The organism is Niallia circulans (assembly GCF_003726095.1).
In the GTDB taxonomy this organism is placed as follows: domain Bacteria; phylum Bacillota; class Bacilli; order Bacillales; family Cytobacillaceae; genus Niallia; species Niallia circulans_A.
Window position 1 is genome coordinate 1,978,117 of the sequence record NZ_CP026031.1, and the last position, 24,390, is coordinate 2,002,506.

General features: G+C 34.1%; 30 protein-coding genes and 1 tRNA gene. 6 read left to right on the forward strand and 25 right to left on the reverse strand.

From position 1 onward, the window contains the following. Positions 1-38: 38 nt before the first annotated feature. The 9 genes from C2I06_RS09630 to C2I06_RS09655 all read right to left on the reverse strand — a co-directional run bounded on the left by C2I06_RS09630 (position 39) and on the right by C2I06_RS09655 (position 4,019). A complete protein-coding gene (locus tag C2I06_RS09630) occupies positions 39-860 on the reverse strand; it encodes a recombinase RecT (RefSeq protein ID WP_123257972.1) in 822 nt (273 codons plus the stop codon). Next, positions 860-1,810 carry a YqaJ viral recombinase family nuclease gene (locus C2I06_RS09635; RefSeq protein WP_123257973.1) on the reverse strand — a complete coding sequence of 317 codons (951 nt, stop codon included), beginning with the start codon at positions 1,808-1,810 and terminating at the stop codon, positions 860-862. Before C2I06_RS09635 ends, C2I06_RS09630 begins: the two co-directional genes overlap by 1 nt. A gap of 96 nt (positions 1,811-1,906) precedes the next feature. After that, the gene (locus C2I06_RS25000; protein ID WP_164463660.1) at positions 1,907-2,059 is read right to left on the reverse strand and encodes a DUF6906 family protein; all 153 of its coding nucleotides are present in this window, start codon (positions 2,057-2,059) and stop codon (positions 1,907-1,909) included. An 11-nt stretch (positions 2,060-2,070) separates the two neighbouring features. Then, positions 2,071-2,667: a hypothetical protein gene (locus tag C2I06_RS09640; protein ID WP_123257974.1), complete on the reverse strand. Its 597-nt coding sequence runs from the start codon at positions 2,665-2,667 to the stop codon at positions 2,071-2,073. A gap of 2 nt (positions 2,668-2,669) precedes the next feature. Continuing rightward, complete coding sequence (locus tag C2I06_RS09645) at positions 2,670-2,906, reverse strand: YqaI family protein (protein ID WP_164463661.1); 237 nt, start codon at positions 2,904-2,906, stop codon at positions 2,670-2,672. A gap of 2 nt (positions 2,907-2,908) precedes the next feature. Next, on the reverse strand, positions 2,909-3,190 hold the full coding sequence (locus C2I06_RS09650; RefSeq protein ID WP_123257976.1) for a hypothetical protein: 282 nt from the start codon (positions 3,188-3,190) through the stop codon (positions 2,909-2,911). 1 nt (position 3,191) lies between these two features. Then, a complete protein-coding gene (locus C2I06_RS25810) occupies positions 3,192-3,317 on the reverse strand; it encodes a hypothetical protein (RefSeq protein ID WP_275068601.1) in 126 nt (41 codons plus the stop codon). 291 nt (positions 3,318-3,608) lie between these two features. Beyond that, positions 3,609-3,743: a hypothetical protein gene (locus tag C2I06_RS25815; protein ID WP_275068602.1), complete on the reverse strand. Its 135-nt coding sequence runs from the start codon at positions 3,741-3,743 to the stop codon at positions 3,609-3,611. Between the two features lie 21 nt (positions 3,744-3,764). Continuing rightward, positions 3,765-4,019: a helix-turn-helix domain-containing protein gene (locus C2I06_RS09655; protein WP_123257977.1), complete on the reverse strand. Its 255-nt coding sequence runs from the start codon at positions 4,017-4,019 to the stop codon at positions 3,765-3,767. A 157-nt stretch (positions 4,020-4,176) separates the two neighbouring features. Between C2I06_RS09655 and C2I06_RS09660 the strand changes: the two genes are divergently transcribed. Together C2I06_RS09660 and C2I06_RS09665 are read left to right on the forward strand one after the other, a co-directional pair. Then, positions 4,177-4,809 carry a LexA family protein gene (locus C2I06_RS09660; protein WP_123257978.1) on the forward strand — a complete coding sequence of 211 codons (633 nt, stop codon included), beginning with the start codon at positions 4,177-4,179 and terminating at the stop codon, positions 4,807-4,809. 65 nt (positions 4,810-4,874) lie between these two features. Then, positions 4,875-6,281, forward strand: coding sequence for a recombinase family protein (locus C2I06_RS09665; protein WP_123257979.1), 1,407 nt, complete (start codon positions 4,875-4,877; stop codon positions 6,279-6,281). Between the two features lie 3 nt (positions 6,282-6,284). Here the strand turns inward: C2I06_RS09665 and C2I06_RS09670 are convergent, their stop codons facing one another. Next, entirely contained in the window at positions 6,285-6,737 is a 453-nt protein-coding gene (locus tag C2I06_RS09670) for an ATPase, T2SS/T4P/T4SS family (RefSeq protein WP_249928299.1), read from the reverse strand. 223 nt (positions 6,738-6,960) lie between these two features. Between C2I06_RS09670 and C2I06_RS09675 the strand changes: the two genes are divergently transcribed. Then, positions 6,961-7,032: transfer RNA gene (locus tag C2I06_RS09675), tRNA-Gln, on the forward strand. Positions 7,033-7,380: 348 nt separating this feature from the next. Here the strand turns inward: C2I06_RS09675 and C2I06_RS09680 are convergent. After that, on the reverse strand, positions 7,381-8,313 hold the full coding sequence (locus C2I06_RS09680) for a cation diffusion facilitator family transporter (RefSeq protein WP_095332765.1): 933 nt from the start codon (positions 8,311-8,313) through the stop codon (positions 7,381-7,383). 41 nt (positions 8,314-8,354) lie between these two features. Next, positions 8,355-9,401, reverse strand: coding sequence for a flavin-containing monooxygenase (locus C2I06_RS09685; protein WP_123257980.1), 1,047 nt, complete (start codon positions 9,399-9,401; stop codon positions 8,355-8,357). 273 nt (positions 9,402-9,674) lie between these two features. On the opposite strand from C2I06_RS09685, the gene C2I06_RS09690 reads away from it, so the two are divergent. Further along, on the forward strand, positions 9,675-10,373 hold the full coding sequence (locus tag C2I06_RS09690) for a helix-turn-helix transcriptional regulator (protein ID WP_095332761.1): 699 nt from the start codon (positions 9,675-9,677) through the stop codon (positions 10,371-10,373). A gap of 371 nt (positions 10,374-10,744) precedes the next feature. Here the strand turns inward: C2I06_RS09690 and C2I06_RS09695 are convergent, their stop codons facing one another. From C2I06_RS09695 to C2I06_RS09725, 7 genes are all read right to left on the reverse strand, one after another. Then, a complete protein-coding gene (locus C2I06_RS09695; RefSeq protein ID WP_123257981.1) occupies positions 10,745-11,380 on the reverse strand; it encodes an MBL fold metallo-hydrolase in 636 nt (211 codons plus the stop codon). A gap of 13 nt (positions 11,381-11,393) precedes the next feature. Then, positions 11,394-11,711, reverse strand: coding sequence for an MTH1187 family thiamine-binding protein (locus tag C2I06_RS09700; protein WP_095333912.1), 318 nt, complete (start codon positions 11,709-11,711; stop codon positions 11,394-11,396). A gap of 98 nt (positions 11,712-11,809) precedes the next feature. Continuing rightward, entirely contained in the window at positions 11,810-12,937 is a 1,128-nt protein-coding gene (locus C2I06_RS09705; protein ID WP_123257982.1) for a YqgU-like beta propeller domain-containing protein, read from the reverse strand. A gap of 172 nt (positions 12,938-13,109) precedes the next feature. Beyond that, positions 13,110-14,297, reverse strand: coding sequence for a M14 family metallopeptidase (locus C2I06_RS09710; RefSeq protein WP_095333908.1), 1,188 nt, complete (start codon positions 14,295-14,297; stop codon positions 13,110-13,112). 131 nt (positions 14,298-14,428) lie between these two features. Then, entirely contained in the window at positions 14,429-16,327 is a 1,899-nt protein-coding gene (locus C2I06_RS09715) for an LTA synthase family protein (RefSeq protein WP_095333907.1), read from the reverse strand. Positions 16,328-16,618: 291 nt separating this feature from the next. After that, the gene (locus tag C2I06_RS09720; RefSeq protein WP_095333905.1) at positions 16,619-17,581 is read right to left on the reverse strand and encodes an ROK family glucokinase; all 963 of its coding nucleotides are present in this window, start codon (positions 17,579-17,581) and stop codon (positions 16,619-16,621) included. Beyond that, positions 17,581-17,796 (reverse strand): YqgQ family protein, encoded by a 216-nt coding sequence (locus C2I06_RS09725; RefSeq protein WP_047941253.1) that lies wholly within the window; start codon positions 17,794-17,796, stop codon positions 17,581-17,583. The genes C2I06_RS09720 and C2I06_RS09725 overlap by 1 nt, the downstream gene beginning before the upstream one ends. Positions 17,797-18,078: 282 nt before the next feature. Here C2I06_RS09725 and C2I06_RS09730 point away from each other — a divergent pair, with 282 nt between their 5' ends. Beyond that, on the forward strand, positions 18,079-18,951 hold the full coding sequence (locus C2I06_RS09730) for a hypothetical protein (protein WP_123257983.1): 873 nt from the start codon (positions 18,079-18,081) through the stop codon (positions 18,949-18,951). On the opposite strand, the gene C2I06_RS09735 is transcribed toward C2I06_RS09730, so the two are convergent. Next, complete coding sequence (locus C2I06_RS09735; protein ID WP_123257984.1) at positions 18,941-20,458, reverse strand: rhomboid family protein; 1,518 nt, start codon at positions 20,456-20,458, stop codon at positions 18,941-18,943. The genes C2I06_RS09730 and C2I06_RS09735 overlap by 11 nt on opposite strands. Before the next feature lie 582 nt (positions 20,459-21,040). On the opposite strand from C2I06_RS09735, the gene C2I06_RS09740 reads away from it, so the two are divergent. Further along, positions 21,041-21,544: a DinB family protein gene (locus C2I06_RS09740; RefSeq protein ID WP_095333899.1), complete on the forward strand. Its 504-nt coding sequence runs from the start codon at positions 21,041-21,043 to the stop codon at positions 21,542-21,544. Positions 21,545-21,818: 274 nt separating this feature from the next. Here C2I06_RS09740 and C2I06_RS09745 read toward each other — a convergent pair whose 3' ends face one another. The 5 genes from C2I06_RS09745 to C2I06_RS09765 all read right to left on the reverse strand — a co-directional run bounded on the left by C2I06_RS09745 (position 21,819) and on the right by C2I06_RS09765 (position 24,368). Next, positions 21,819-22,019 carry a hypothetical protein gene (locus C2I06_RS09745; protein ID WP_095333897.1) on the reverse strand — a complete coding sequence of 67 codons (201 nt, stop codon included), beginning with the start codon at positions 22,017-22,019 and terminating at the stop codon, positions 21,819-21,821. Positions 22,020-22,117: 98 nt separating this feature from the next. Continuing rightward, positions 22,118-22,912 carry a DUF92 domain-containing protein gene (locus C2I06_RS09750; RefSeq protein WP_235850357.1) on the reverse strand — a complete coding sequence of 265 codons (795 nt, stop codon included), beginning with the start codon at positions 22,910-22,912 and terminating at the stop codon, positions 22,118-22,120. Continuing rightward, positions 22,884-23,453: a 5-formyltetrahydrofolate cyclo-ligase gene (locus tag C2I06_RS09755; RefSeq protein WP_095333895.1), complete on the reverse strand. Its 570-nt coding sequence runs from the start codon at positions 23,451-23,453 to the stop codon at positions 22,884-22,886. Before C2I06_RS09755 ends, C2I06_RS09750 begins: the two co-directional genes overlap by 29 nt. A 71-nt stretch (positions 23,454-23,524) precedes the next feature. After that, positions 23,525-23,674 (reverse strand): 50S ribosomal protein L33, encoded by a 150-nt coding sequence (rpmG, locus tag C2I06_RS09760; protein ID WP_016204868.1) that lies wholly within the window; start codon positions 23,672-23,674, stop codon positions 23,525-23,527. A gap of 67 nt (positions 23,675-23,741) precedes the next feature. Beyond that, positions 23,742-24,368: a hypothetical protein gene (locus C2I06_RS09765; RefSeq protein WP_095333893.1), complete on the reverse strand. Its 627-nt coding sequence runs from the start codon at positions 24,366-24,368 to the stop codon at positions 23,742-23,744. Positions 24,369-24,390 lie beyond the last annotated feature (22 nt).

Genomic DNA, 24,390 nt, shown 5'->3' on the forward strand with positions numbered 1-24,390 from the left:
AACCACGTTTGTTGGTACTTTGTCCGGGATAATGTTCATTAGTCAAAATTCACTTCTTGGTTAGGGTCAAATGGCGGTTTATCACTTTGAATTTCTTCATGATAATCAATAATTTCTGGCATGCTTTCTTGATCGTCTGTTATATCTTTGATGTCCCGAAATTCTTTTTCATCTTTATCAACCGCACTTTGCATTTCAATAGACAGGATTCCCCACTTGCTCAGCATATTTCTAAGCACAGTTTTTTTGGCCATTGCATCAAAATCCTTTTTCCAGCCAAAATCAGATTTACTGAATTTCTTCTTATGATCCTCAATTTGTTTTTTGGACCAGTACACTGTCTTTTCAAAACCATTCGTTAAACGGAAGAATCCACAATACCCAATTACCTTGTCAGAAGTTGCCCCATCAAGATTTAGTTCCAACTCTTCAGTAAGACGGTTCCAGCTGATTAATTCGCCTTCGTGAACCTCAATGACATTGATTGATTTATACTGTCCTGTTCTTAGTGCCAATTGAATATATCCTTTGTAACCTAGCTGGAATTGCGCTGTACCGTTGTAAGGAACAATCCACGCATACCCTAAGTTTTTATCAACTGGTAAGTCTAAAGTGGCTGCAACTAGTGCAGATGTTACAACAGACATTGGAGTAGCCTTTTGCAAATAAGTATCACCGTTATAAAGATTCAGCAGTGAAGACATAAACTGTGGTGCTTTTTTATCCAATATTTGTTCAAACTTCTTTTGCATAGTTGGTGTATTTAGTAAAGATTTAAGTCCTAAATTTTGTGCTGAAACCTGAGTAGTAGCATTCCCTTGATTGGATAATTGATTTTTTAAACCTTGATTAGTTGCCATTAATTATCTAGCTCCTTCACCTTAAATTTTCTTAGAGAAATTTCTTTTAAAACTTGCTTATATACATCTGGAAATTGTTCCTGTAGTTTAGCTGTATCTACTCTGTTTTGAACTTCATATTTCCAAGTAATTAAATGATTATCCATGACTGCTATCTCAGCATCTTTTAACTCAGCCTTTAACTTATTTTCAATTTCTCTCTTAGCAGCAAGCACTAACTTTTCGTTATCCTTAATCAAGGCGTAGTTATTTAATAGTTCAATAGAATTTGCTGAGAGAATGGTTTCCTTTTCTTTTTCTGCCTTCTCATATCGTTCTTTAATATATTTCTCAGCTGCACTTGAACCATCCAACTCAGGAGCGATCCCTCCTAAAACGTGATACTCCCAAAAATGTTTTTCAGCTTCGAAAATAATGTTTATTAGTTCTTCGTCTCGCTCAATTTCTTTCCAAATAAACTTATTGCCACCAATCAAGACAGCTATATATCCTTTTTCTTTTCCAGTAACACCTAGATAATGTTGAACTTGGACTAAGTATGATTCTGGAATTTCATCGCCTTTCCATTCTTTCATTAGATAGGCGGAAGCAGTTTTACACTCTAAGAGCGCCGATTCTCCAACAACCATTCTGTCCAGGTTGGCTTTCATATAAGGGTAATCAGGGTGACTAAACATATAATTTGCACGACGAACTTTCTTTTCTGTTCTCCGTTCAAATTCTTTTGCTACAACATCCTCCATTTGATTGCCCCAATAAACAGCTTCATTATCAACTTCTTCAGGATCAACTTGCCCTGTTTTTTCTAACCACAATTCAAATTTAGTGCGGTATTTATTTAAACCAAGAATGATTCCGGCATCACTACCACCAATGCCCTTCGTACGCTCTAAAAGCCACTCATTCCTATTCATGTTCTTTGTGGATACAGCGTTAGAATTTATGGACATTTCCAAACCTCCCCTTGATTTTTAAAACGATATGTCCTATCATGTACTTAACTATTTGTTTGAAAGTCGCTTGACTCGTGCGCCAACCCGGGTCTTTTATTTTGGGATTTTTCTTGTCGTCCCTGTAAATCTATGAACCAATGAAACTTGGTCACCAGCATTCTTATAAATCAGCCAGTTATCAGGATTTAACCCATAGCTTTTAATGTGTATCTTCTGCTTTTTAGTTGGATTCTTACCTTGCTTCATAGCTTGTCCTCCTATTCTTCCTTCTCTAGTTCTAAAGCTTTACTTTGTAAACTCTCCAACATCTTAGGAATGTTTAATCTGTTAATAATATCTACTGAAAGTTGCTCTTTTAGGTTGTTTTCTAAAGCTTTTACAATTGTTTCTTCTGCATCTTTACGTGCTGTTTGAATCATCGCACTAACTTTCCCAGTTAACTCTTTAGCTAGATAGTTCTTGATGAAATATTCACTAATTGATAACTTTCTATCACTGGAGTACTTTGCTTCACGTCCATTTTCATCTAGTATTTTTTCTGTTAAATATCGTTCATATCTCATACCAATAAACTCACTGATTGGAATTAACTCCACTTCTGATCCCCAACTATTTTTCTTGAATGGTATTTTTAATTCTTCGATTTTCTTTTCCAAAGAGCCGTGAATAAAACTATCAACAACTTCATTGGCTTTTTCCTCAGCTTGGAGCTCAATTTTCGCCAATACCTTTTGCTCTGCTTTTTTAATCAATCGATCCTGTAAACCAGCAATTACTTCACCTTTAATAAGATCATCAAGGTTTTCTCCTTCATCTAACCAATTAACATCTAACTCAATTTTTACAGTCGCCATATTTATCTCTCCACTTCTGCTTTCTTATTTTCAAAATCTAAAACATCCATCAAGTATTCTTCTAACCTATCATCTGGAATAACTTGTCCGTTATGGATCCAAACATCTTCTCCAACAAAAACCACATTTCCATAAACATCCTTACAAGCAACTTTCTTTGGTTTTTCTTCCTGCGGCTCGATATCTTTTGATGGATAGCCAGTGGCATTTATTCGAGTTATCATAGGATGTTCAAGCATTCTTAACCTTCCTCCAACCATGAGATAGTCATTGTTACATTCAACAGATAATTATGAACCGTGACTTTAAAACCATTACTCCGATAATAATTAGCTATAGATTCTGTACATTGATACTCATTCCATAAAGGATCACTAGGAACTGGAGTGATGTAACTGAAATGACCATCATTAGCTTTGCTTTTGATAATTTCATTTGTTCTATTGATAAATTGTTCTAAGTTTGCCACAGCTACTTTATGTCGATTAGCTGTAGATTTCTTTCTCATTTCTGCTGCATTCATTTCATTCAACCCCTTCCATCATTTCACCTACTGTGATAATTGCTCTTGGACTTGTGGAGAACTCTACATTTTGAATCCTTGTATGTAGATCACCGTCAAATATTGCGTTGATAACTTCTTCGCTCACTATGCTCACCTCCTTAAAATATTCATTGATTCGTTCATCTTTTTTCGCACATTGGCTAAAAAGAGTACCGACTTTTGTCGGTGAAATATTATTTACATCCCTTCACATATTTGGATGATTTAACGATTTTGATATAACGATCAGCTGGTGCTAACTTTAACCATTCAGCTGGTTTGATTTTCATATGTAACCCTCCTTATTCTTTTCTAACGTTGCTACCGTCACATAAGCTATTAATCTCATCATTAACCGTCATTGGCTCGGTTCACAGCGCTTTGGATTGTATTGGGTTTATTGTTTTTGTTTCTGTTTTTGTTCTTTTTCATATGCAATGATTCTTGGTATTGAAGTTTCCATAAAGAATTTCACCATTTCTTTCATAGTTTCATCGCTTATGTTTGGTGGATTGATTTTTATTCCTTTCATCTTCACCACTCCTGACTACCTTTAAACGGTACTACTATTTAAAAAAAATTCATCATCATGTTTTCCATCATTAACATTAGGAAGTCTAATCAAATCAGAAGGTATATCATAAAGTTTTGCTGCTTTTTGTAAAACATGACCAGGAATAGCGGTTTGACCTCGTTCGTATCCACCTAGAGTTTTTTCAGTAATACCAAGTTCTTTTGCTGCTTCCATCTGCTTTAAACCTGCATTCACTCTAGCTGCTGCTAATGATATTTGAAATACTCTATTCATGCTCTCAACTCCTTTCCTTATTTCTATGTTTTTAATATACTACCTTTAAACGGTATTGTCAATCATTAAAACTAAAAAAAGTACCGAAAAAAAGTATTTTACCTCTTTACAATACTACCGAAAAACGGTAATATTAATGAAGAAAGGAGGTGCAAAAATGGACAAGAAAGAAAATTTAAAACAAATTATGGCTAAGAATATTAAAAAATATTTAGATCGAATGGGGAAAAATCAAACTGATTTGGCTAGAGATTTAAACATTCCAGAAACAACCGTTTCTAATTGGATGAAAGGTAATACATATCCAAGAATAGATAAGATACAATTAATGGCTGATTATTTTGGTATTTATCGTTCTGATCTTACGGAAGACAAGCCTAATAACCTATACTCTACTACTACAGAATTAGTTAAAGTTCCTATTTTAGGGACAATTGCTTGTGGAGATCCAATATATGTAGAAGAAAATTTTGCTGGATATAGATATGAATCACCTGAAAATTTACCATATGGAGAAATTTATTACCTCGATGCAAAAGGTGATTCAATGGAGCCTACTATTCCAGATGGTTCTTCAGTAATGATTAGACAACAAAGCGATGTAGAAAACGGAGAAATAGCTGCAGTGTTAGTAAACGGAGATACTGAGGCAACTTTAAAAAGAGTAAAAAAACTTGGTGGTCTTGTTATGTTAATGCCTGAAAACCCTGCTTATGAACCTATTATTGTTAACAAAGAAAATCCAGCAAGAATCATAGGAAAAGCAATTAGATTTACAGTCGATCTTTAAATTACTAGCTAGGAATTTAAATTGGGGGAGCGACGGCTCTCCTTTTTTGAAGGGAGACAATATTAATGACAGTTGGAATTTACATTCGTGTTTCTACTCAAGAACAAGCAAATGAAGGATATTCTATAGGTGCTCAAAAAGAAAGATTGATCGCCTATTGTGCAGCACAAGGATGGAATGATTTTAAATTTTATATCGATGAAGGAATATCTGCTAAAGATATGAATAGACCAGAATTGCAAAGACTGTTAGATGATGTCAAAAACAGAAGAATATCTATGATCTTAGTTTATCGACTTGATCGTTTTACAAGAAGAGTTAAGGATCTTTATGAAATGTTAGAAATGTTAGATAAGCATAATTGCTCATTTAAATCAGCGACAGAACTTTATGATACATCCAACGCAATGGGGAGAATGTTCATCGGCCTAGTCGCATTACTTGCACAATGGGAAACCGAAAATTTATCAGAAAGAATAAAAGTAGCTTTAGAACAAAAAGTTTCTGACGGTGAGCGAGTTGGAGCAATCCCATATGGTTTTGATTTAACGGAAGATGAAAAGTTAATCAAAAATGAGAAATCAAAAGTTGTATATGATATGATCGAGAAAACATTTAACGGTATGTCAGCAACACAGTTGGCGAATTATCTTAATAAAACTAATGACGATAGAACTTGGCATGTTAAGGGTGTTTTAAGAATTCTTAAAAACCCAGCTATATATGGTGCTACAAGATGGAATGATAAGGTATATGAAAATACACACGAAGGAATAATTTCTAAATCTCAATATAAAAAATTACAGGAAATTTTAAATGATCGTTCTAAACATCATAGGAGAGAAGTGACTGGTAACTATTTATTTCAAGGTAAACTTTCATGTCCTACATGTAAAAAACCGCTAGCAGTTAACAGATATTTACGTAAGCGGAAAGATGGTACTGAATATCAAAGTACAATTTATAAGTGTAGTTCTTGTTATTTGAAAGGTAAAAAAATTAAACAAATTGGAGAAAAACGTTTTTTGGACGCACTTTATATTTATATGAAAAATATTGATTTAAAAGGAATAGAAATTACGGAAGAACCAGATGAGACCAAACATTTGACAGACCAATTAAAATCATTAGAGAAAAAAAGAGAGAAATATCAACGTGCATGGGCATCAGATTTAATTAGTGATAGCGAATTTGAACATAGAATGTTAGAAACCAGAGAACTGTTCGAAGAATTAAAACGAAAGTTATCTGAAAAGAAGAAACCTATACAAGTTGATATTGAAGAAATAAAAAATGTGGTATTCACTTTTAATCAAACTTTCCATTTTCTCACTCAAGAAGAAAAAAGAATGTTTATCTCCAGATTTATAAAGAAAATTGATTATGAACTAATCCCCCAACCTCCACAAAGACCAGACAGATGTAAGTACGGAAAAGATTTAGTTACGATTACTGATGTCTTGTTTTATTAATATTTACGTAACGTTATCAGTTGGACCGGTCAGAATTATTAATCCGTGTGCATGCTTTAACAAGGAGATTAATTTACGAGAAATATTCGGAAATAAAGAGATGTGATAGATTGGAAGCATATTTTGGTCGGAAAGTATACGAATTACTAAACTCTCATGAGGGTGAGATGGTAAGGTTGAAAGTCGTAAGCCAATATACTGACCTTTGACTGTTGTGGAAATAGATCCATTTTGCGGTTTTCTTCTTTCGCCAATATCCATAGATGCTGTAAATTTGAAATGAGAGATCAACTTGTCGCATTCATTTGCTGAAATTACTAAGTGATTAATTAAATGATTGGCAATTCGGAATTGGAGGACAGATTCCTTTTGTTTTGGGGTTATGTGAATATCAGTAGCATTCTGTTCTACTGCCTCACAAATAATACGATTTGCTAGAGCTTCAATTGATAACACTTATATTTAACACCACCTTTATATTTATTCAAATATATCTTTCGACAAAAAAAGGGTAAATTCCTTCTTTCTTTTTAATTTTTTTACGAATTTAATATTAGAGCTACTTATACAATTGGATTGTATTTTTCCATTGATACATTGATTAACAATCTTTCCAAGAAAGTTCCAATAGTCTGTATAAAAAAACAGCTCCTATCCATACTATATATATCAACTATTTTGGGCTATAGCCAAGTGGTAAGGCAACGGACTTTGACTCCGTCATTCGTTGGTTCGAATCCAGCTAGCCCAGTAGCGACCCGTGTTTCGGGTCTTTTTTTTGTCAAAAAAGAAGGGCGGACAAAACAAAATATATATTGGATAAAGACGAACAATCTCTAATTTAGTGGTGAAACCAATTTGTTCCATTACGCTCCAGTCACTCGCTTTCCGCGGGAGGAAGCTGAGCCTCCACACTGCGGGGTCTCAGCCTTTCCTCTATTTCCCGCAGGAGTCGAGTGTCTTCCTCTCCATTTCACTAATCTTATAAAATGGGGTGAAAACAAAAATAGATTCTATTTATCATTTGTTTAATTCAACAAATTTATTATTCAGCTTTAAGCATAGCCTTTTTAGTTTTGTTCCAGTCCCTTATTTTTTATTATACATTCATATCCTCATGCTGAATCTGTGACTTTTCGATTTGGATTGTTGTATGTTCCATTTTAAATTTAGTCTTCAGACGATCAATCGCATTCTGTAGAATCACTTGACTATCACTCTTATCATCAATTAATAGATGGCAGCTTAGTGAATCTAATCCTGAGGTGATTGTCCATATATGCAAGTCATGTACATCGATTACTCCAGCGATTCCTTCCAACTCCTTTTTTACCTCTTCTTGATTAATAGTGGTTGGTGTTCCTTCCATTAAAATATGGATCGACGTTTTAATTACTCCCCAGCCGCTTTTCAAAATTAATAGCGCCACTACAACAGATATGATTGGATCAGCAATATACCACTTAAAGAAGAGCATGAGGCAGCCTGCAATAATTGCGCCAACAGAACCTAACGCATCCCCTAAGATATGTAAATAAGCACTTCGTAAATTAACATTGCCCTCTACATCGCCTTTTCTCATTAAAGCTAAAGCACTAATCATATTCGCTAATAGTCCAATTACAGCTATTATCATCATCGTTCCACTTGAGACAGTCGGTGGTTGGGAAAAACGTTCGATTGCTTCCAATATGATAAAAAAGGCAATAACAAATAAAGTAACACCATTAAATAAAGCCGCTAAAATTTCAAAACGATAATAGCCGTAGGTTTTATTCGAAGAGGCAGGCCGTGTGGCGAACCAGATTGCTAGAAAGCTTAAAAAAAGAGAACTTGCATCACTTAGCATATGTCCAGAATCTGACAATAAAGCAAGACTATTTGTAAGTAAGCCGCCAAAAAACTCTAACATCATAATACCTGCTGTTATGATTAACGCTATAAGTAAGCCCTTTTTATTTCCTTCTCTTATTTCTGAGAATCCATGATGATGTCCATGATGACTATGGTCGTGCCCATGAGAATGTCCCATCTTATCTTCCTCCTGTTTCTAATAATATGATATTTACTTCTTTATTCCATGTTTCTCCGTACATGTTGATAAATATATGCTGCATCATCCCCAACTCCTTGAAGCAGACTGGAAGCTCTATTTCTTTGCCATGGTAATCCTAAAAAATACAATCCAGCAATATTCGTTATTCCCTTTTTATGAATAGGATCGCCTTTTACATTCACTACTTGTGGAATGGTACTCCAACTATAATCATGATAAAAACCGGTTGCCCAGATAACAGTGTTAACTTTTAGTGTCCGTTTATCTAGAAACTCAAAAGTATCATCAACAATTCTTTCTGTACGCGGAAATACTGTTATTGCTCCACTTTTTATTTTTGCTCTTAAGTCAAATCCAAAAAGTGGGTCTGGTTTCTTCCTTAGCCATTGACCTATTTTAGAATTGGTACTTGCTTTATATATTCTCATTTTCTCAAACCACCAGAAAATACTCTTATTCCCTATATTTTGTGGTAAAAAACGAATTTTATGACCTACTGATAGGTATACCAAATATTTGTCTGAAAGCTCCGCTGCAACTTGCGCCCCTGAATTCCCAGCTCCTACAATTAAAACCGGTCCTTCTTTAATTTGTTTCGGATTATGATATTGCGATGTATGAAGCTGGACCACATTTTTAGATATGGTAGAAGCGAATGAAGGTATCAATGGTTTTTGAAAGGATCCAGTAGCAATAATCACTTTTTTAGCTGCTAATAAACTGGCATTCGTGACTACCTTAAAACCTTCCTTGGTCTTTGATAGTTCTTTTACCTCTGTATTTAATTGAACTGGCAACGAAAACGTTGTTGCATAATCAAATAAATAGTCTGCTATTTCTTCTTTTGTGGGATAGCCATCTAAATCCCCATTCAGCGGCAACCCAGGTAGAGAACTGTAAAAACGTGGAGTAAATAAAGTTAATGTATCATACCTTTTTCTCCAGCTTTCACCTATGGAAGTTTCTTTTTCTACTATGAGAAAAGATAAGCCGCTTTTCTTTAAAAAGTAGCCCATCGCAAGTCCAGCTTGCCCGCCGCCAATTATTATTACATCGTAATCCATCACAATCGCCCCTATATTATATGAATATATGTTCATATATACATTATAAAATTTAAATAATAAATCTGTCAATAAAAATTAACAATAAGTTCCACTTCTCTTTTAATAATCCATTTAAAACGTTGCTCATGCTTCAAATAGTGAATATGTACAATTTATGAACAAAATATTTGTGAAGTTGTGAACATTTTATAAACTTATCGTTTTAACCATGTTTATGGTAGATTGCTATATTATAATAAAGAAAATTAGTCCTTAGGAGGAACATTTAATATGGAAAATACACTAAAAGTTACAAATGTATTATCTGATCCAACTCGTTTCTATATTTATCAGTACATTACGAAACGTCATCAAGATGTCACGGTTCAAGAAATAGCGGATGAATTTTCCATCCATCCAAACGTAGCTCGCTTGCATTTATCTAAGTTAGAAGATGTAAGAATGCTACGCTCAGAAACAAAAAAGACAGGCAAAGGTGGTCGCCCCAGCAGACTATATCGTTTATCAGATGAAGTTATTCAATTTAGCTTTCCTTTTCGAGATTATCAATTATTAAGCAGCATTTTATTGAAAACGTTTGAAAGTCTTGGAGCAGATGGCAGCAAGGCACTTTATGAAACAGGAAAAACATTTGGTAAAGAGATGATGGAGCAGGAAATTGCTCGTATTACAAACAACACAGCTCTATTATCGAATGAGGATAAGCTACGTTTATTACAAAATGCTAGTTTAATGACTGGACAGTTACCTGCATTGGAATGGAATGACGATCAAACATCTTTATATTTTGAAATTTATAACTGTCCATTTAAAGAAGTTGCTATAGAACATAAAAATAAAGTGTGTACTATGCACCAATCCTTCTTTACGGGCATGTTTGAAGCTTTGTTTAAAGATGTCCAGTTAATTGAGAAACAAAATATTATTTCTGGTTGTGATCAATGCGCATATAAAACAATGGTGCAATAAGAAAGAGGGTGGGACAAAAGAATTTTACATAAAGAAAAAGCCAAACTATAATACAATAAAACATCGTAATAGTTCGGTTTTTTCTTTTCGCTGATTTATCTTTTTTATAGCTAAAAAACAAGTTCGTTCCATTGCGCTTCAGACACTCGCTTTCCGCGGGGAGGAAGCTGAGCCTCCTCACTGCGCTGCGGGGTCTCTGCCTTTCCTCTATTTCCCGCAGGAGTCGAGTGTCTTCCACTCCATTTCACTAACCTTATAAAATGGGGCGAGAAACAAAAATAGATATTATTTATCATTCGTCTAATTCAACAAATGATTATTCAGCTTTAAGCATATCCTTTTTAGTTTTGTCTCAGCCCCTTTTTCTTTATTTAAAAGCCATTAATATATGGATTATGATCCATTTCATGCTCAATCGTCGTTTTTCTACCGTGACCGGAAAGCACTAATGTGTCTTCAGGCAAATTCAATAACTTTTCATGGATACTTGTTAGTAATGTTCTTTGATTACCGCCAACTAAATCTGTTCTGCCAATACTTTCATAGAAAAGCGCATCGCCTACAAATGCCCAATTCTCTTTTTTAAAATAGAACGTAACACTGCCTGGAGAATGCCCTGGTGTCTCCATCACTTGAAAAGTAAAATCACCGATTGTCATGCTTGGATTTTCATCTAAGAAATGCTCGGCAGGTCTTGTTACAATCGGATTTGGCAGTCTAAATGCTTCGCTACCGTTTAATTTCGGATTAATTAGCCATTCTTCCTCTTTGATATGTACATAAACGGGAACACTATACTCTGTTCGAACATCTTCCACAGCACCAATATGGTCAAAGTGAGCATGTGTTAACAGAATAGCTATCGGAGATAATCCTAACTCCTGAATTATCTTGATTAACTTTTCTCCATTTGCCCCAGGATCTATCACCAAACAATCCTTATTTTCATTCCATATTAAGTAACAATTGGTCTGGATTGGCCCTAAAGGAATTTGTTTATACTCCATCCCATACCCCCTCCTATTTACTCTCTAATTGACTTACAACACGTTCTACTTTATCTTCCATTTTTCTACTTATATCCCGTCTATCATCAATTCGGATATTCGTACAAACACGAACAAGACCTTTTTCAAAAGGAACTTCATGCATAGCTTGGATTACTTCAAATAAAACAGGAAGCTCTCCCTCAATAATTGTATTCATCGGTGTTAATTGGAACCGAATTTGCCCTTTTTCTTCATAATGCATAAGCACTTTTTGTATATCTGCTACATATGCACTTACACTTGGTGTTTGTGTTCCTACTGGTATAACTGTTACATCTACAATTGCCATTAACTATGTTCTCCTTTCAACCGGCTATTTAATCTTATTTAAGACAAAGATACTTGATTTAAGTTCCATGATTATGATGGCATATTTTTATGCCATCATCAACTATTGTGAATAGTGGTAGAAAATAAGGAGCTAATTTCACCCGTTTTCATATCCAGCATATTTTCATAGTAATAACCAAATAGAATATACTTTCCATCACTAGAAATTTGGATGGGCTGATCTTCTAATTCCATTTCCGTATCTACCTTTTGGCTTTCACCTGTTTCCATATTTATTTCAACAAGATCAAAGCCATCTTGATAAGTTTCCGCATTACCACTATTTTTGGGAACAAAAGTAAGAAATTTATTCTCATAAAAAGTATAGTTTGGTATCAACCAATTGGAAAATTTAGATAATCTTGGTAGGCGAACACTTCCTTGCTCCTTTAATTCAGAATCATAAAAAGTATAAATGGCTTCCTCTTCTTTAGATGAACCGGACAGAGTAAGGAGATAACCATTTTTCTCTTCTATAAAATAAATATCAGGTACGTCCCATTCTTTTTCTTCTTTTGTTTCCATATTGAATAGTTTAAGAGGAGCGTAAAAGGAAGGGGAGCTTTGGTCCCAATCTAAATACATTACTTTTTCCTTTGATTGCCATTGAGGAAAGGGCGTAGACACAGGAAAATCACTTAATTCATTTTCTTGAATATCCAATACAGATACTTTACTTTCCCAATCCTTGGTGAAGGTCGTAATTAACAGTTCATTTTCATTATAAGGATTCCACACAAAATCTGTTTCATAGCTCTGCAGTTTTCTAGTAAGCACTTCATTTCCTTTCATATCAATTATATGAATTTCCCCTTCTTCATCAGAAAGAGCATTGTATATTAAAAGTTGATTTTTATTTATTATCACATTTGACAATTCTGTTACCGATTTATATAAAGGGCTATGCTTTCCAGTATAGATGTTATATGTATAAATTTTATTAACACCCTCTACTTTCGCCGAATAACAAATTGTATCATTTTTTATCCAGCCATATACTTGCTCAAAATCTCCTTCAATTGGACTAATAGGAGGAAGCATCGTGTTGTTATGGATATTTTTGTTCTTCGCTTCATTTTCACTGGCTGAATTATTCTGTCTTGGGACACAACCAGACAGAATAAGTGTGAAAAAAGTGAAGAGAAGAACTATTCCTAGTGTGTTTCTCTTACCTAATGGAAACATTTTTCACACTCCTATACTACTTTTCATGTTTTATTTACTCTATAGAATAGTAACATAAAAAAGCCGATTTTTTCGGCTTTTTTTCAAATATGCTGTGATATTTTAATAAAATAAGAAATATCCCTCAATATTAGGCACTTATTGACAATCCATGCTTACATTTACTGTAAAACTACAAATATAAAGACGCTAAGAAGATTGTAGATGTGTCATGATAGATTTCAGTAAATTGGGATAAAGGAAGAGGATTTATCCCTTTACCCAGCTCTAAAGTAAATCCAGGCTTTCTAAATTCTTGAATAAACCAATCTTTATAGCCTGCATGACTATCTACATTTTGAATGGCCTTATATCCACTCACTCTAAAAAATTCATTCGCTATCGTTTGCGATTCTGCTGGTTCTAATCCTTCATAGCCCCAATAAAATTCTTTTCCTTGCGTATGCAATGCTAATAAGCAGTCAAAGTTCTCTTTATATGCGAGCTTCGCCATCACTTGAGCCTCTGGTTCAGACAAAGGAGCGTCTCCTGGATAATCTCTTGGTGCTGGCGCTTTTGGTTCTTTCCGTTCCTTTTCAATTTCCCAATTTGCCGGAAATTGATTATTCAAATCGACTCCTCGTATATTCGCCTTCCAGCTAGTGAAATCAGTGCTTCCTTCATTTATCGAGATAAGTTTCTCTTTCTCTTCTTCTGGGGGACCATTCAAGACTAAATTAACTCCATCTGGATTGACCATCGGTACAATGGAAAGATCAATAGACTGATATAATGGCATTGTATGAACACAATGGATATTTGTCCCATTCGTTAAAGATAGTAAAAAGTCATTTAAAAATACCATTAAAATCGGCGTAGTAATCCATTCATTGGCATGGAAGGATGCATTTATATGAACCTTTTTTGTACCTTTTCCTATTCTAATTTCCTCAATATTATGTCCTAATACACTTTTACCAATTGTCTTCACTTGAATGAATGGAAAAAGCTTCTTTAATCTCGTTAAATCGACTTGCAAGGATTGATAATCATACTTTTTCTTCCCCTGCACTATTCTTCCAATAATGCGATTTGGAATATAAATTTCATCGCCTACTTGAAGATTATTTGGATTTAAATGTTGATTTAATAACAAAATACTATCCACCGAAATATTTCTTACTCCTGCCAATTTCCACAGAGTTTCTCCTGACTTTATCTGATGAACCTGTAATTCAAATCCAGGTATTTGGATGGTTTCAGAAGCTGCTAATTTATTCGGGTTAACATGTGGATTACTGTCTAAAATAAGATTCAAGGGAACCATAAAAAGCTGACTATAGTACCAAAGTGTATCTCCTGGTCTTAATTTGATCTCCATATGCCCACTCCTCTCCCTATATATATATGAACCTCCCTAAAAAACATTCATTATGGTACATTTCCTTATTCATAAAAAAAAGCTTTATGACAAAGTAGATATTTCTACATTTATCACAAAGCTCTATTACTCTACTCTTTTTTATTCGCTTCTTCTACTATATCAAGCATCCCTTTTTCTTTATCATAAAACCGCAATAAGTCTCCATAAATAATACTATCAGAATACTGCAATTCTAAATTCGCCTGCTCTATATAAGGCTCACATCTGTCTCCATCGACTGCTTCTCCAGTTGCTCGATCATAACAAACTTCTTTCGTATACACATAATCATCTGTGATAAAGCTGCCATCTCGTAAGACAACAAATGGATCATTGTTATCAGAGAAAAGATCAGATCCAAATTGAATATCATTTTTTGTCTCAATCCCAAGCAAATGAAGAAGAGTTGGCTTAATATCCACTTGACCGGACACTGTTGACAATGTTTTCCCTTCCATTCCGGGAATATGGATAACAAAAGGTACTCTTTGTAATTGAGTGCTTACAAAAGGAGTCACTTCTTCTCCTAATAACTCACTCATTGCTTTATTATGATTTTCGGAAATGCCATTATGATCTCCATACAGGACAATAATGCTATTATCATAGAGACCTTCTTCTTTTAGTTTCTCAATAAAAATTTTCAATGCTTCATCCTGATAACGGACAGTAGGAATATAATTATTCAGTGTTCTGCTGCCAGTTGTTAATGGCTCGATAAATTTGTCTTCTTCATCTAACTCGAAAGGAAAATGATTTGTCAGCGTAATAAATTTACTATAAAAAGGCTGCGGCATTTCTTTTAAATGAGCAATTGATTGCTCGAAGAAGTCAATATCCTTCAAACCCCAGCCAACAGAGTTTTCCTCCTTCACATCATAATCATTTATCTCATAAAATCGTTGGTATCCTATACTTTGGTACATAATATCACGATTCCAGAAACTCTTATTATTTGCATGAAGGGAAGCTGTGTAATAACCATTTTCATTTAAAATCTCAGGAGCCGCTTGATATTCATTCCCAGAATGAGTAAAGAAAACAGCCCCTCTACTTAATGGATACATTGAATTTTCTACAATAAATTCCGAATCTGAAGTTTTACCTTGTCCAGTTTGGTGGTAGAAATTTTCAAAATAAAAGCTCTCTTTAATAAAGTCATTTAAAAATGGTGAAATTTCTTCGCCATTAACTTCTCGATTGATTGTAAACGACTGAGTAGATTCTAGACTAATCATAATTACATTTTTCCCCTTAGCAATACCAAACATGTCCTTATTTGGTTCTATATAATTAGCCTGATTATAATTAACCATATCTGTTAATTCACTACCATCTGCAAAAGCTCTTTGTGCAGAAGTCTTTGTTTGCAGGAAAATATCATAAAGTTGATAATTATACGTTCCTATATTTTTCACTAAAAGCTCTCTATCAAATGTTCTAGTTAGCAATTGCGTTCTTTGCGTTTCTGCTAAACTTAAATTAAAAAAAGCTAAACTTATTGTAAGTAAATAGAAAATACTCTTGTGAACCCTTGTGTATTGCGGAATTTTTACAAAGGCTGGTTTCTTTTTCATAATGACAACTAGCAAAATAATATCAACAAAGAAAAGAATATCCGTAACATGTATTAACTCCCTAATACTACTCCCTAAATCACTCATATTACTTGTTTGAAATAAAAGCGGCAGGGTTAAAAAATCTGTATATACTCGATAAAAAACCACATTTGCGTACAAAACAAAAGAAAGAATCAAACTTGAAATAAATATATATCGCTTTTGATTTTTTTCTGAGAAAAACATGGATATTCCTAGTATAAATAATATCGAACTTAAAGGATTAATGATTAATATGAATTGTTGAATCCAATTTTCAATTTTAATATCAAAGCTAGTAATATAGGCAATATTTGTTTTAATCCATAGTAAAACTGTTGCAATCGTTATAAGTGATAGCTTTGACCACTCCAATTTATTCTTAAACAATGGTGAATCCTCCTAACTATTGATCAAACAAAATCTCGAAAATTATTACTTTACACATTTTACAATAATTTTATTATATAAAGCTAATCTTTATGAAATTTTAATCAAATTTTCATCTTTGTGTATTATTATAATAGCTTACTCTTTTTTAAACGTCCAATCTGACGAAAAGTTTCATGAATTTTAACGACAAGTTTCTTTTTTGTTTAAAGGCAGCAAAAAAAATCTCCTTCGCAGCGGAAGAAGATTTATTATCATGCTTAATATCCTATCTATTTACACTTAGCTCGATTAATTTTTAGCCAACCACGCAGCACCAATTACCCCTGCTGTATTTCCAAGTGTCGCAACATCAATGACCGTTGACTCTGCTACACTTTTAAAGGAAAATTTCATAAAATTCTCTTTTACAGGATCTAACAGGACATCTCCGGCTTTTGATACTCCTCCACCTATGACAATTTTCTCAGGATTTAACGTATTAGCAATATTTGCTAATACTAGCCCTAAATGAAATGCAACAAATTGAACGATTTCATTAGCTAATTCGTCCCCTTTCTTCGCTGCATCGAATACATCTTTTGCTGTAATCGCCCCTTCTTGATCTAGTAACGAATGAAGCTCGCTTAATGTATGTCTTTCCGCTAATCTTTCTTTCGTTAAACGAACAATTCCCGTTGCAGATGCAATCGTTTCTAAACAGCCAGTTTTCCCACAGTTACAAGGAGCTCCATTTTCCACAATTGCAGTTAGATGACCTATTTCACCAGCAGCTCCTTTAACGCCTTGCACAATATCTCCATTAATAATAACGCCACCGCCAACACCAGTACCCAGTGTTACGCAAACTAAATCCTTTGCTCCCTCTCCTGCTCCCTTCCACATTTCACCTAAAGCAGCACAGTTAGCATCATTATCAATCGTTACTGGCAATCCTAAATCTGCTTCAAGGCGAGCCTTTAAAGGAAAATTATCGGGCCAGCCTAAATTTACCGTATTAAAAATAATTCCTGTTTCATAATCAAAAGGACCTGGCGCACCCATTCCTGCACCTAAAACATCGTCTTTCGAATGACCTAATTCCTTCAATTTAGCATCTATGGATTTTGCAATATCAGATGTTATATTTTTCCCTTCCTCAGAATTATCTGTTGGGATTTCCCAATGATCAATTAAATCGCCATTTAAAGATAAAAAAGCAATTTTCACCGTTGTTCCGCCTAAATCTATTCCAGCTACCCATTTTTCTTGCATCACACATTCCCCCGATTTCTCTTATCCTCTAAGTATTGTATTTCTTGATTAAGCAGTCGCATAGCAGAATCGAATTCTTGTTCTTTTATTAATTGAGATTGATATAATTCTTTAATTTCGGATTTCATTAATTGTAAATCGCCTACTCGATCTCCAACATAAATGATTGTCCCGTACTTTTTTAAAAACTGCTGTACGTCATAAATTGTTTGCATGGTACCCCTCGATTTCATTCTTTTTCTATCCACTGCAAAGGTTTGCATAAAGTGATAAATTAATCGTTTTCAAATTAAGTATAAAGGATACGGACTGTTTCCTCAACAGCAGATTCTTTTCCCTTATTAGGAAAGTAAATATATGGTTAAAGCTAGAAAACAAAAGATATTCCCTCCTCTTTCTTTTTTTATCATAATTTTCTTTTCCATACATATATTGAAAGAAGTATAGATGAGACAGGCTCATATTTTGAGCATACTTAACATGGAGCGGTGAAAATAATGAAAAAAGATTTTATTCGTTTAAGTCTTTCTCTTATTATCCTTATTTCTATTTTCTATATTTTTCAGCAAAAGCAGATTGCTAAGGAAAGTATCACCTATTTTCCGATTGATCCTACAGTCACCTTTCCGAAAGCAAACACGACCCTTACTTTTAGCAAAAAAAGGTTCGATGAATACAGCATACTTTGGGAGAGCCATTCATCCATTAATAAAGTAGCATATTTACGACAGGATATGAGCTTTCTGTATGCAAATGGAAAACTAATAAATAAAATGGGAGAATGGAAACAAAACACATTAGAGCTTTCAGAAAAAAAAACAATTGTGGAAAGAGAAAGTAACTTTTTACAAACAATAACTTTTCATTATGCGGAAATACATGATAATAGTGAAAGAATTTTCAGTTCACAAAAAACTTCCGCAGACAGCTTATATATTATTAACTCCAAATTTGAAAATGCTCCCCTAAACTTTCATACTCCCAGTAACTTAACAGAGAAAGATTGGGCAAAAGCTTTGGAGAAAGAAACATTAAATTATGTAGAGTATGCTTATCTTCAAGCATTAAAAAAATTCCATATTTCACCCGAGCAATATCAGACCAAACTATTACTTACAGACTTAATCAACTATAACGATGCACCTCTTCCGAACTTTTCAAAAGAACAAAGCGCAAAAATAATCGGCCAATTAACAGAGGGTCTCTATAAAAATTATTTTCTTGGCGTTATTAAAGAAGATGGAACCATTGCTGATCCCATCGGTAGTTCTATCCCTGTATTATTAATTAATGATAACCATCTTCTTATCTTATTTACAACAGCAGATGGTGAAGCAATTGTTTTAAGACAGCAAATATCTACTCTTTAATTTTATCCCATAATAGAAGATATTCAGGATTGTTTTTGTCCAAAGCTAAAGCTGCTTGTATATATTCTCTTGCTTCTTCCAATTTCTTATTATATAGACTAACAACCGCTAAATTATAATATGCTTCATGAAACTCTGGATTTATCGCGATTGTTTTTTGCAGGTTCTTCTCTGCATCATGTAGATTACGCTTCTTAAGTTGAATATAAGAAAGTAAAAAGTAGTAAACTTCATTATCCTTTGGTTCAAGTTTCTCCAAAGCCAACTCAGCCTGTTGAAGTTTTTCATCTTGAATATACTCATGGACCAGCTTATAGGCTGATTGATCTTGTCTTTGCAGTACATCTTGATGGAATGTATAAAGAACACCAATTCCCAAAAGCAGTATAGTAACAAAGGCGGCACCAAGCTGAATTTTCCAGTTTTTCTTCTTTGGAAAATGAACAATCGCTGTGGCTAAGAAGCCGCCTAGCAAGCCACCAATATGTCCTGCATTATCAATTCCTTGTATAGTAAAACCAAATATAAGATTGATAATAATGACAATAATGACGTTCCAACCCATAACACGAAAAAAAAGCTGTGGAAAGCGCCAGGCAAAATAAAGAAGAGCTCCAAAACAACCAAAAATTGCGCCGCTTGCACCAGCCGATAAAGATGGACTTAATAAATAACTAGCAAATACCCCACTAAACCCAGCAAATAAATAAATAAACAAAAATCGGCATGATCCAAAAATCCGCTCAATTAGTGGCCCAACATAATATAGGGCAATGGAATTCATAAGTAAATGCAATATACCAATATGTAAAAAAACAGGTGTTATAAATCGCCACCATTCCCCATTGGCAATTAAATAATTTACTTTTGCTCCCCATTTAATTAGCGTTTCACTGTTTGTACTTCCGCCGCTTAATTCCATTAAGAAAAATACAATCACTTGTATAGCAATGAAAAGATACGTGATAAATGGTTTTCCAAAATTAAATAACTGTCTTTCTTCTTTTTCTTTTTGTCTTAAGCTCGTAAAGATTGCTTCTTTATATTCTTGTATATGGGTTTCTCGCTCTGCTTCCGTTTCTGGCATACGTTGTAATTCAGCTATTTTATGCTCTCCTATTTTCCAGTCTTGAACGGATCGATCGAGAAGTATTGATTCAATTTGTACTTTTTTATTTGGACTTAAAAATACTGGATTGATAATATGTTCATATGAATCTACAGGCGGATAAGCGGATATATAAATGCTCACCACTTTAAGGGAACGACTATGCAGCGAACTTCTTATCCTTTCAGCATTTAACGCTGTCCTTTCTATGTCCCTGCTTAACCAATTACTCCAGTTAATATCAAATTGAAATAGACGAATAACGGGGGATTTTGATTTATTCTCTTGAGCCTCGAGCCATATTTCTTGTTGATCTTCTGTTAAGTAGATAATTTTATACTGATATTCATTTACTAGTATATGGATGATTCTCCAATACTTATAATGTTCTAGCTCCATCTGTTCTCTCCCTACTCTCCGAACATCTTGAAAGGTAATGACACTATATTCTTCAAGTTCTTAAATAGTTCCTTTTTAAGGAAATACGCTTTCTATGTAACAATACTATATATGTTTCTTTTTTTCCTTCATTTCTTTTAAATGTCACAAAATCCATCTTTCATTTTAGCTTATTTTATGTATTTTATAAATGAGAGTGACATTCGATAAACATACCGCTTGAAGACGTAAAGGTTATTATTTGTTATTACCTTTTTAAGAAGATTAAAAACACATTGGCAAAATGAAAAAAAGGATAGAACAAAAGTAACCCATTGATGCCCTTATGTTATGAACACTTTGCGCATCCCCTTTCCTTTTCGATGTCTATTTATCAAATTTTCACCACTCAAACAAATGATATTTGATATATGTCGATATTCTTGATATTATTCACATAAGAACAATTGTTCGATTCGATATTAAGATAGCAAGTATTTAGCACTATGTCAAAGGATATCAAGCAATTATCGTATATAAAAAGCGGAAATTTTTCCTGTATGAAATTAAAAAACTTTGACATTTGACTATGGAGGTATTTTTATGTATGTAACGATTACAGACTTTATTAGAGAGTGGAAGTGGGAGGCAGAGCTGACTCAAAAGGTTTTAGAAGGTTTAACCGATGAATCTTTACAGCAAAAAGTCTACCCTGAAGGTCGAACATTAGGAAGAATTGTTTGGCATTTCACAACCAATATCCCTGAATATTTAGCTCATTTCGGGCTAAAAATAAATGAACTAGATAACGCAAAAATAATTCCAGCTACAGCTAAAGAAATAGCCGCAACATTTAAACTTCTCAGTTCTACTGCAATCAAAGTGATAGAAGAACAATGGACAGACGAATCCTTAAAGGACGTGCAAACCGCATTTGGCAGAGAAGAAACAAATGCTCAAATTTTAATGGGTCTCATTAAGCATATCGTTCATCACCGTGGACAAGTTACAATTCTGATGCGTCAAGCTGGAATCAAGCCTTTTGGAGTTTATGGACCATCAAAAGAAGATTGGATTCGCATAGGGGTAGACAATCCACCACTTTAAAAGTAAAAAAGATATCGTTTGTAATACTAATAGGAAAACTAAATACACTTAGCTTAGATTAGCGGGACAACTGAGTTTTTACAGTTTAAAAGCAGAGCTTAGATTCACAAGACTTTGCGCATTCAGGCATACACTGGCTGTCCGTAAATTTTTAAAAGCCAATAAGAGCAATCAATTACGTTACTTCTCTGTAATTGTTTGCTCTTATTTTTGTGAGGTTACTTATTCCCAGCTCATTTAAACGCTATTTTCCGTCTCATCAGTTCATTTTTATTCATTGATAAATCGTATTTTGCGAACGTCCAAAAACAGAATTCATTGTCATTCTTTTTACACTTGGAATATTCATTAATATTCTAACTGCATATTTACGAATAAATGGACTTCTTAATACCGTATTAATGACACGATATCGTTTTTGAAATAAATAATATCCACCTAAAACAATTAGTAAAACGGAGAATACTTTTGACATTTTTGAAATCCCTCCTATTAACTAGTTTGGTAATAATATTATTTTTTATCCATATTAACGAATGAAAATGTTCTTGTATGGACCCGGTTAAAATATTACTAAAAGAAAAAAACATATACCAACGCAGCTAAAAAACCGGAAAGAACATTTACCATATCATTATTAAAAAGTGCAAAACCCTTTGTTTTCACTAAGGTAGTGTGACATTCTACTTTTGATTCAACTATTCGACCACAAACAGGACATTTATATTCAACTTGGACAAAGGCACCTAAAAGTGTATCCACGATATTACCTAAAAATCCAAAAACAAGGATGACCACAAAACTACCAGGCTCCAGAGCAAATAAGAAATTCGCTGTTAAAGCTATTAATAGTGATCCAGCAAATGCTGCAATTGTTCCTAGGACACTGACCGCTCCCGACGTTCCAGTGGCCGCTTGTTTAAACGTTCGAACAGAGATTGGCTTTTTCTTGCTTAACGATCCAATCTCTGATGCCCATGTGTCCGAGTTGGCAGCCGCTAGAAGTATGGCGAATACAATAATCCAGACTGATTCTTTTGTAAAAAAATAGATGATACCAACTATTGCTGCAAAGCCTCCATTCGCCATAACTTGCCATGCATCACGTCTCGACCCTTTTTTGGTTTTGTCCTCCATCGTCTGTTTCGTTTTGCTTTTGTATTTTGAAAACATACTAGAAGAAACAAAAAATACTCCTAGAACTACTAATCCTTTAGAGCCAAATCCTAGCGCAATTCCGCTCCCAACAAAAAAAGCCGCGATCGCACCACTCTTCGTTAATGACCTGCGTTTATATGCCAAATAAGAGACAAACAAAATGACTACTGCATACATCATACTACTCATTTGCGCAAATAATTCCTTCATTTGTAATGATCTTCTGAACAGCTAAATCATGGTTCTCAATGGGAATTTGCTGCTGTATTTGCATGGAAAATGCCAGTGATATTGTTTGTCCATCATAATTTTGCAAAAATCGGTCATAATAACCGCCCCCAAATCCTAATCTATATCCTTTAGGCGAAAAGGCTAATCCAGGAACTAGCAGTAAATCAATTTGTTTGGAATCCGTTTGTTTCGTTTTTTCTATAACTGGTTCAAACAGGTTACTATAGACCGATTCAAGTTGATTAAATTGCTCTAATTCGCGAAAACTCATTTGTCTAGTTGCAGGTATGCACTTTGGAACACTTACTTTTTTGCCTAATTTCCAAGCTGTACGAATAATTTGGTATGTATCCACCTCAGGAAATTTGGAAATGGTTATCCCAATATGACTAGCAGAGATAAAGGCAGCATCATTATATAATCGGGAAGCTATTTGGTAGGACATATGCTCATATAGTGGTTTATTAATTGACTGGAGTTGTTTTATCATTTCTGATCGGAAATGTTTTTTTTCCTGCATTTTATGTACACCTTCTTTACAATTTTCGTTATAAATATGAAAAAAAAACAGAAGGGATATCCCCCTTCTGCTTATTTTGTTTCACGATGAACTGTAGTACGTTTTTCTCTTGAGCAATATTTTTTTAGCTCAAGACGATCTGGATTATTTCGTTTATTTTTTTTAGAAATGTAGTTACGATCACCACATTCAGTGCAAGCTAACGTAATGTTTACACGCATGTTTATTTCCCTCCAAACTATAGGTTGCTAGTTCGTGCATACGACTTTTATATGATAACATCTTTTGTTAGGAAATGCTAGTACTTGTTTGCATTAGAATATGATTCATATCTAAAATATCCTTTTTTTCTGTCCCCATAATGGACCAAGCGCGACTAATACCAGTTGATTGAGGCATTACCTCCATATTTAAAGAAAAAATACTTACACTGGAGCCTTTTGCCATAGGCTGATATTTTAGGACTCCATTTTGATTATTGCTCCATATATGATCAGTATGCACATTCCAGAGAGGTTGTACGGTTCTCTGTTCCATGCTGTTTGAGTTATGTTCTCCATTTACTAAATATAGCTGGTCATCAATGGAATGATAGATAACGTTTTCCGTAGGTGATACAAAAGAAAGATGATTATGAAAAGCTTTTGAAAAATAATTCAACACTAGGATTTTCATTTTTTGGGGTTCTTGAGAGTGATTTCTGACGAAAATCTCATTATATTGAATTTTCGAGTGCTTGTGTATTTGTTTTACATGAACGGAAATAGAATGTTCTGGTATTAATTTTTCATAACCATTTTGAATCCAATACGTTTTTCCATCAACCCAGATTCCAGGAGTTGTCGTTATTTTTTTTACTAATAACTTTCTTTGAACACTTTGATAGTCTTTTTGTAAATTGGCCTCAATTTTCATTCTTCCTTCACCTACTCTAATA

Excerpts from the sequence above, each read along its gene's own strand:
- C2I06_RS09690 (WP_095332761.1), top strand. The coding sequence starts at position 9,675 with ATGGAAAATACACTAAAAGTTACAAATGTATTATCTGATCCAACTCGT.
- C2I06_RS09685 (WP_123257980.1), bottom strand. The coding sequence starts at position 9,401 with ATGGATTACGATGTAATAATAATTGGCGGCGGGCAAGCTGGACTTGCG.
- C2I06_RS25815 (WP_275068602.1), bottom strand. The coding sequence starts at position 3,743 with ATGAAAGGAATAAAAATCAATCCACCAAACATAAGCGATGAAACTATG.
- C2I06_RS09745 (WP_095333897.1), bottom strand. The coding sequence starts at position 22,019 with ATGTCAAAAGTATTCTCCGTTTTACTAATTGTTTTAGGTGGATATTAT.
- C2I06_RS09700 (WP_095333912.1), bottom strand. The coding sequence starts at position 11,711 with ATGGCAATTGTAGATGTAACAGTTATACCAGTAGGAACACAAACACCA.
- C2I06_RS09735 (WP_123257984.1), bottom strand. The coding sequence starts at position 20,458 with ATGGAGCTAGAACATTATAAGTATTGGAGAATCATCCATATACTAGTA.
- C2I06_RS09645 (WP_164463661.1), bottom strand. The coding sequence starts at position 2,906 with ATGCTTGAACATCCTATGATAACTCGAATAAATGCCACTGGCTATCCA.
- C2I06_RS09635 (WP_123257973.1), bottom strand. The coding sequence starts at position 1,810 with ATGTCCATAAATTCTAACGCTGTATCCACAAAGAACATGAATAGGAAT.
- C2I06_RS09680 (WP_095332765.1), bottom strand. The coding sequence starts at position 8,313 with ATGGGACATTCTCATGGGCACGACCATAGTCATCATGGACATCATCAT.
- C2I06_RS09755 (WP_095333895.1), bottom strand. The coding sequence starts at position 23,453 with ATGCAGGAAAAAAAACATTTCCGATCAGAAATGATAAAACAACTCCAG.
- C2I06_RS09740 (WP_095333899.1), top strand. The coding sequence starts at position 21,041 with ATGTATGTAACGATTACAGACTTTATTAGAGAGTGGAAGTGGGAGGCA.
- C2I06_RS09730 (WP_123257983.1), top strand. The coding sequence starts at position 18,079 with ATGAAAAAAGATTTTATTCGTTTAAGTCTTTCTCTTATTATCCTTATT.
- C2I06_RS09710 (WP_095333908.1), bottom strand. The coding sequence starts at position 14,297 with ATGGAGATCAAATTAAGACCAGGAGATACACTTTGGTACTATAGTCAG.
- C2I06_RS09720 (WP_095333905.1), bottom strand. The coding sequence starts at position 17,581 with ATGCAAGAAAAATGGGTAGCTGGAATAGATTTAGGCGGAACAACGGTG.
- C2I06_RS09665 (WP_123257979.1), top strand. The coding sequence starts at position 4,875 with ATGACAGTTGGAATTTACATTCGTGTTTCTACTCAAGAACAAGCAAAT.
- C2I06_RS25000 (WP_164463660.1), bottom strand. The coding sequence starts at position 2,059 with ATGAAGCAAGGTAAGAATCCAACTAAAAAGCAGAAGATACACATTAAA.
- C2I06_RS09750 (WP_235850357.1), bottom strand. The coding sequence starts at position 22,912 with ATGAAGGAATTATTTGCGCAAATGAGTAGTATGATGTATGCAGTAGTC.
- C2I06_RS09765 (WP_095333893.1), bottom strand. The coding sequence starts at position 24,368 with ATGAAAATTGAGGCCAATTTACAAAAAGACTATCAAAGTGTTCAAAGA.
- rpmG (WP_016204868.1), bottom strand. The coding sequence starts at position 23,674 with ATGCGTGTAAACATTACGTTAGCTTGCACTGAATGTGGTGATCGTAAC.
- C2I06_RS09705 (WP_123257982.1), bottom strand. The coding sequence starts at position 12,937 with ATGTTTCCATTAGGTAAGAGAAACACACTAGGAATAGTTCTTCTCTTC.
- C2I06_RS09650 (WP_123257976.1), bottom strand. The coding sequence starts at position 3,190 with ATGAATGCAGCAGAAATGAGAAAGAAATCTACAGCTAATCGACATAAA.
- C2I06_RS09640 (WP_123257974.1), bottom strand. The coding sequence starts at position 2,667 with ATGGCGACTGTAAAAATTGAGTTAGATGTTAATTGGTTAGATGAAGGA.
- C2I06_RS09630 (WP_123257972.1), bottom strand. The coding sequence starts at position 860 with ATGGCAACTAATCAAGGTTTAAAAAATCAATTATCCAATCAAGGGAAT.
- C2I06_RS09725 (WP_047941253.1), bottom strand. The coding sequence starts at position 17,796 with ATGCAAACAATTTATGACGTACAGCAGTTTTTAAAAAAGTACGGGACA.
- C2I06_RS09655 (WP_123257977.1), bottom strand. The coding sequence starts at position 4,019 with ATGAATAGAGTATTTCAAATATCATTAGCAGCAGCTAGAGTGAATGCA.
- C2I06_RS09660 (WP_123257978.1), top strand. The coding sequence starts at position 4,177 with ATGGACAAGAAAGAAAATTTAAAACAAATTATGGCTAAGAATATTAAA.
- C2I06_RS09695 (WP_123257981.1), bottom strand. The coding sequence starts at position 11,380 with ATGGAGTATAAACAAATTCCTTTAGGGCCAATCCAGACCAATTGTTAC.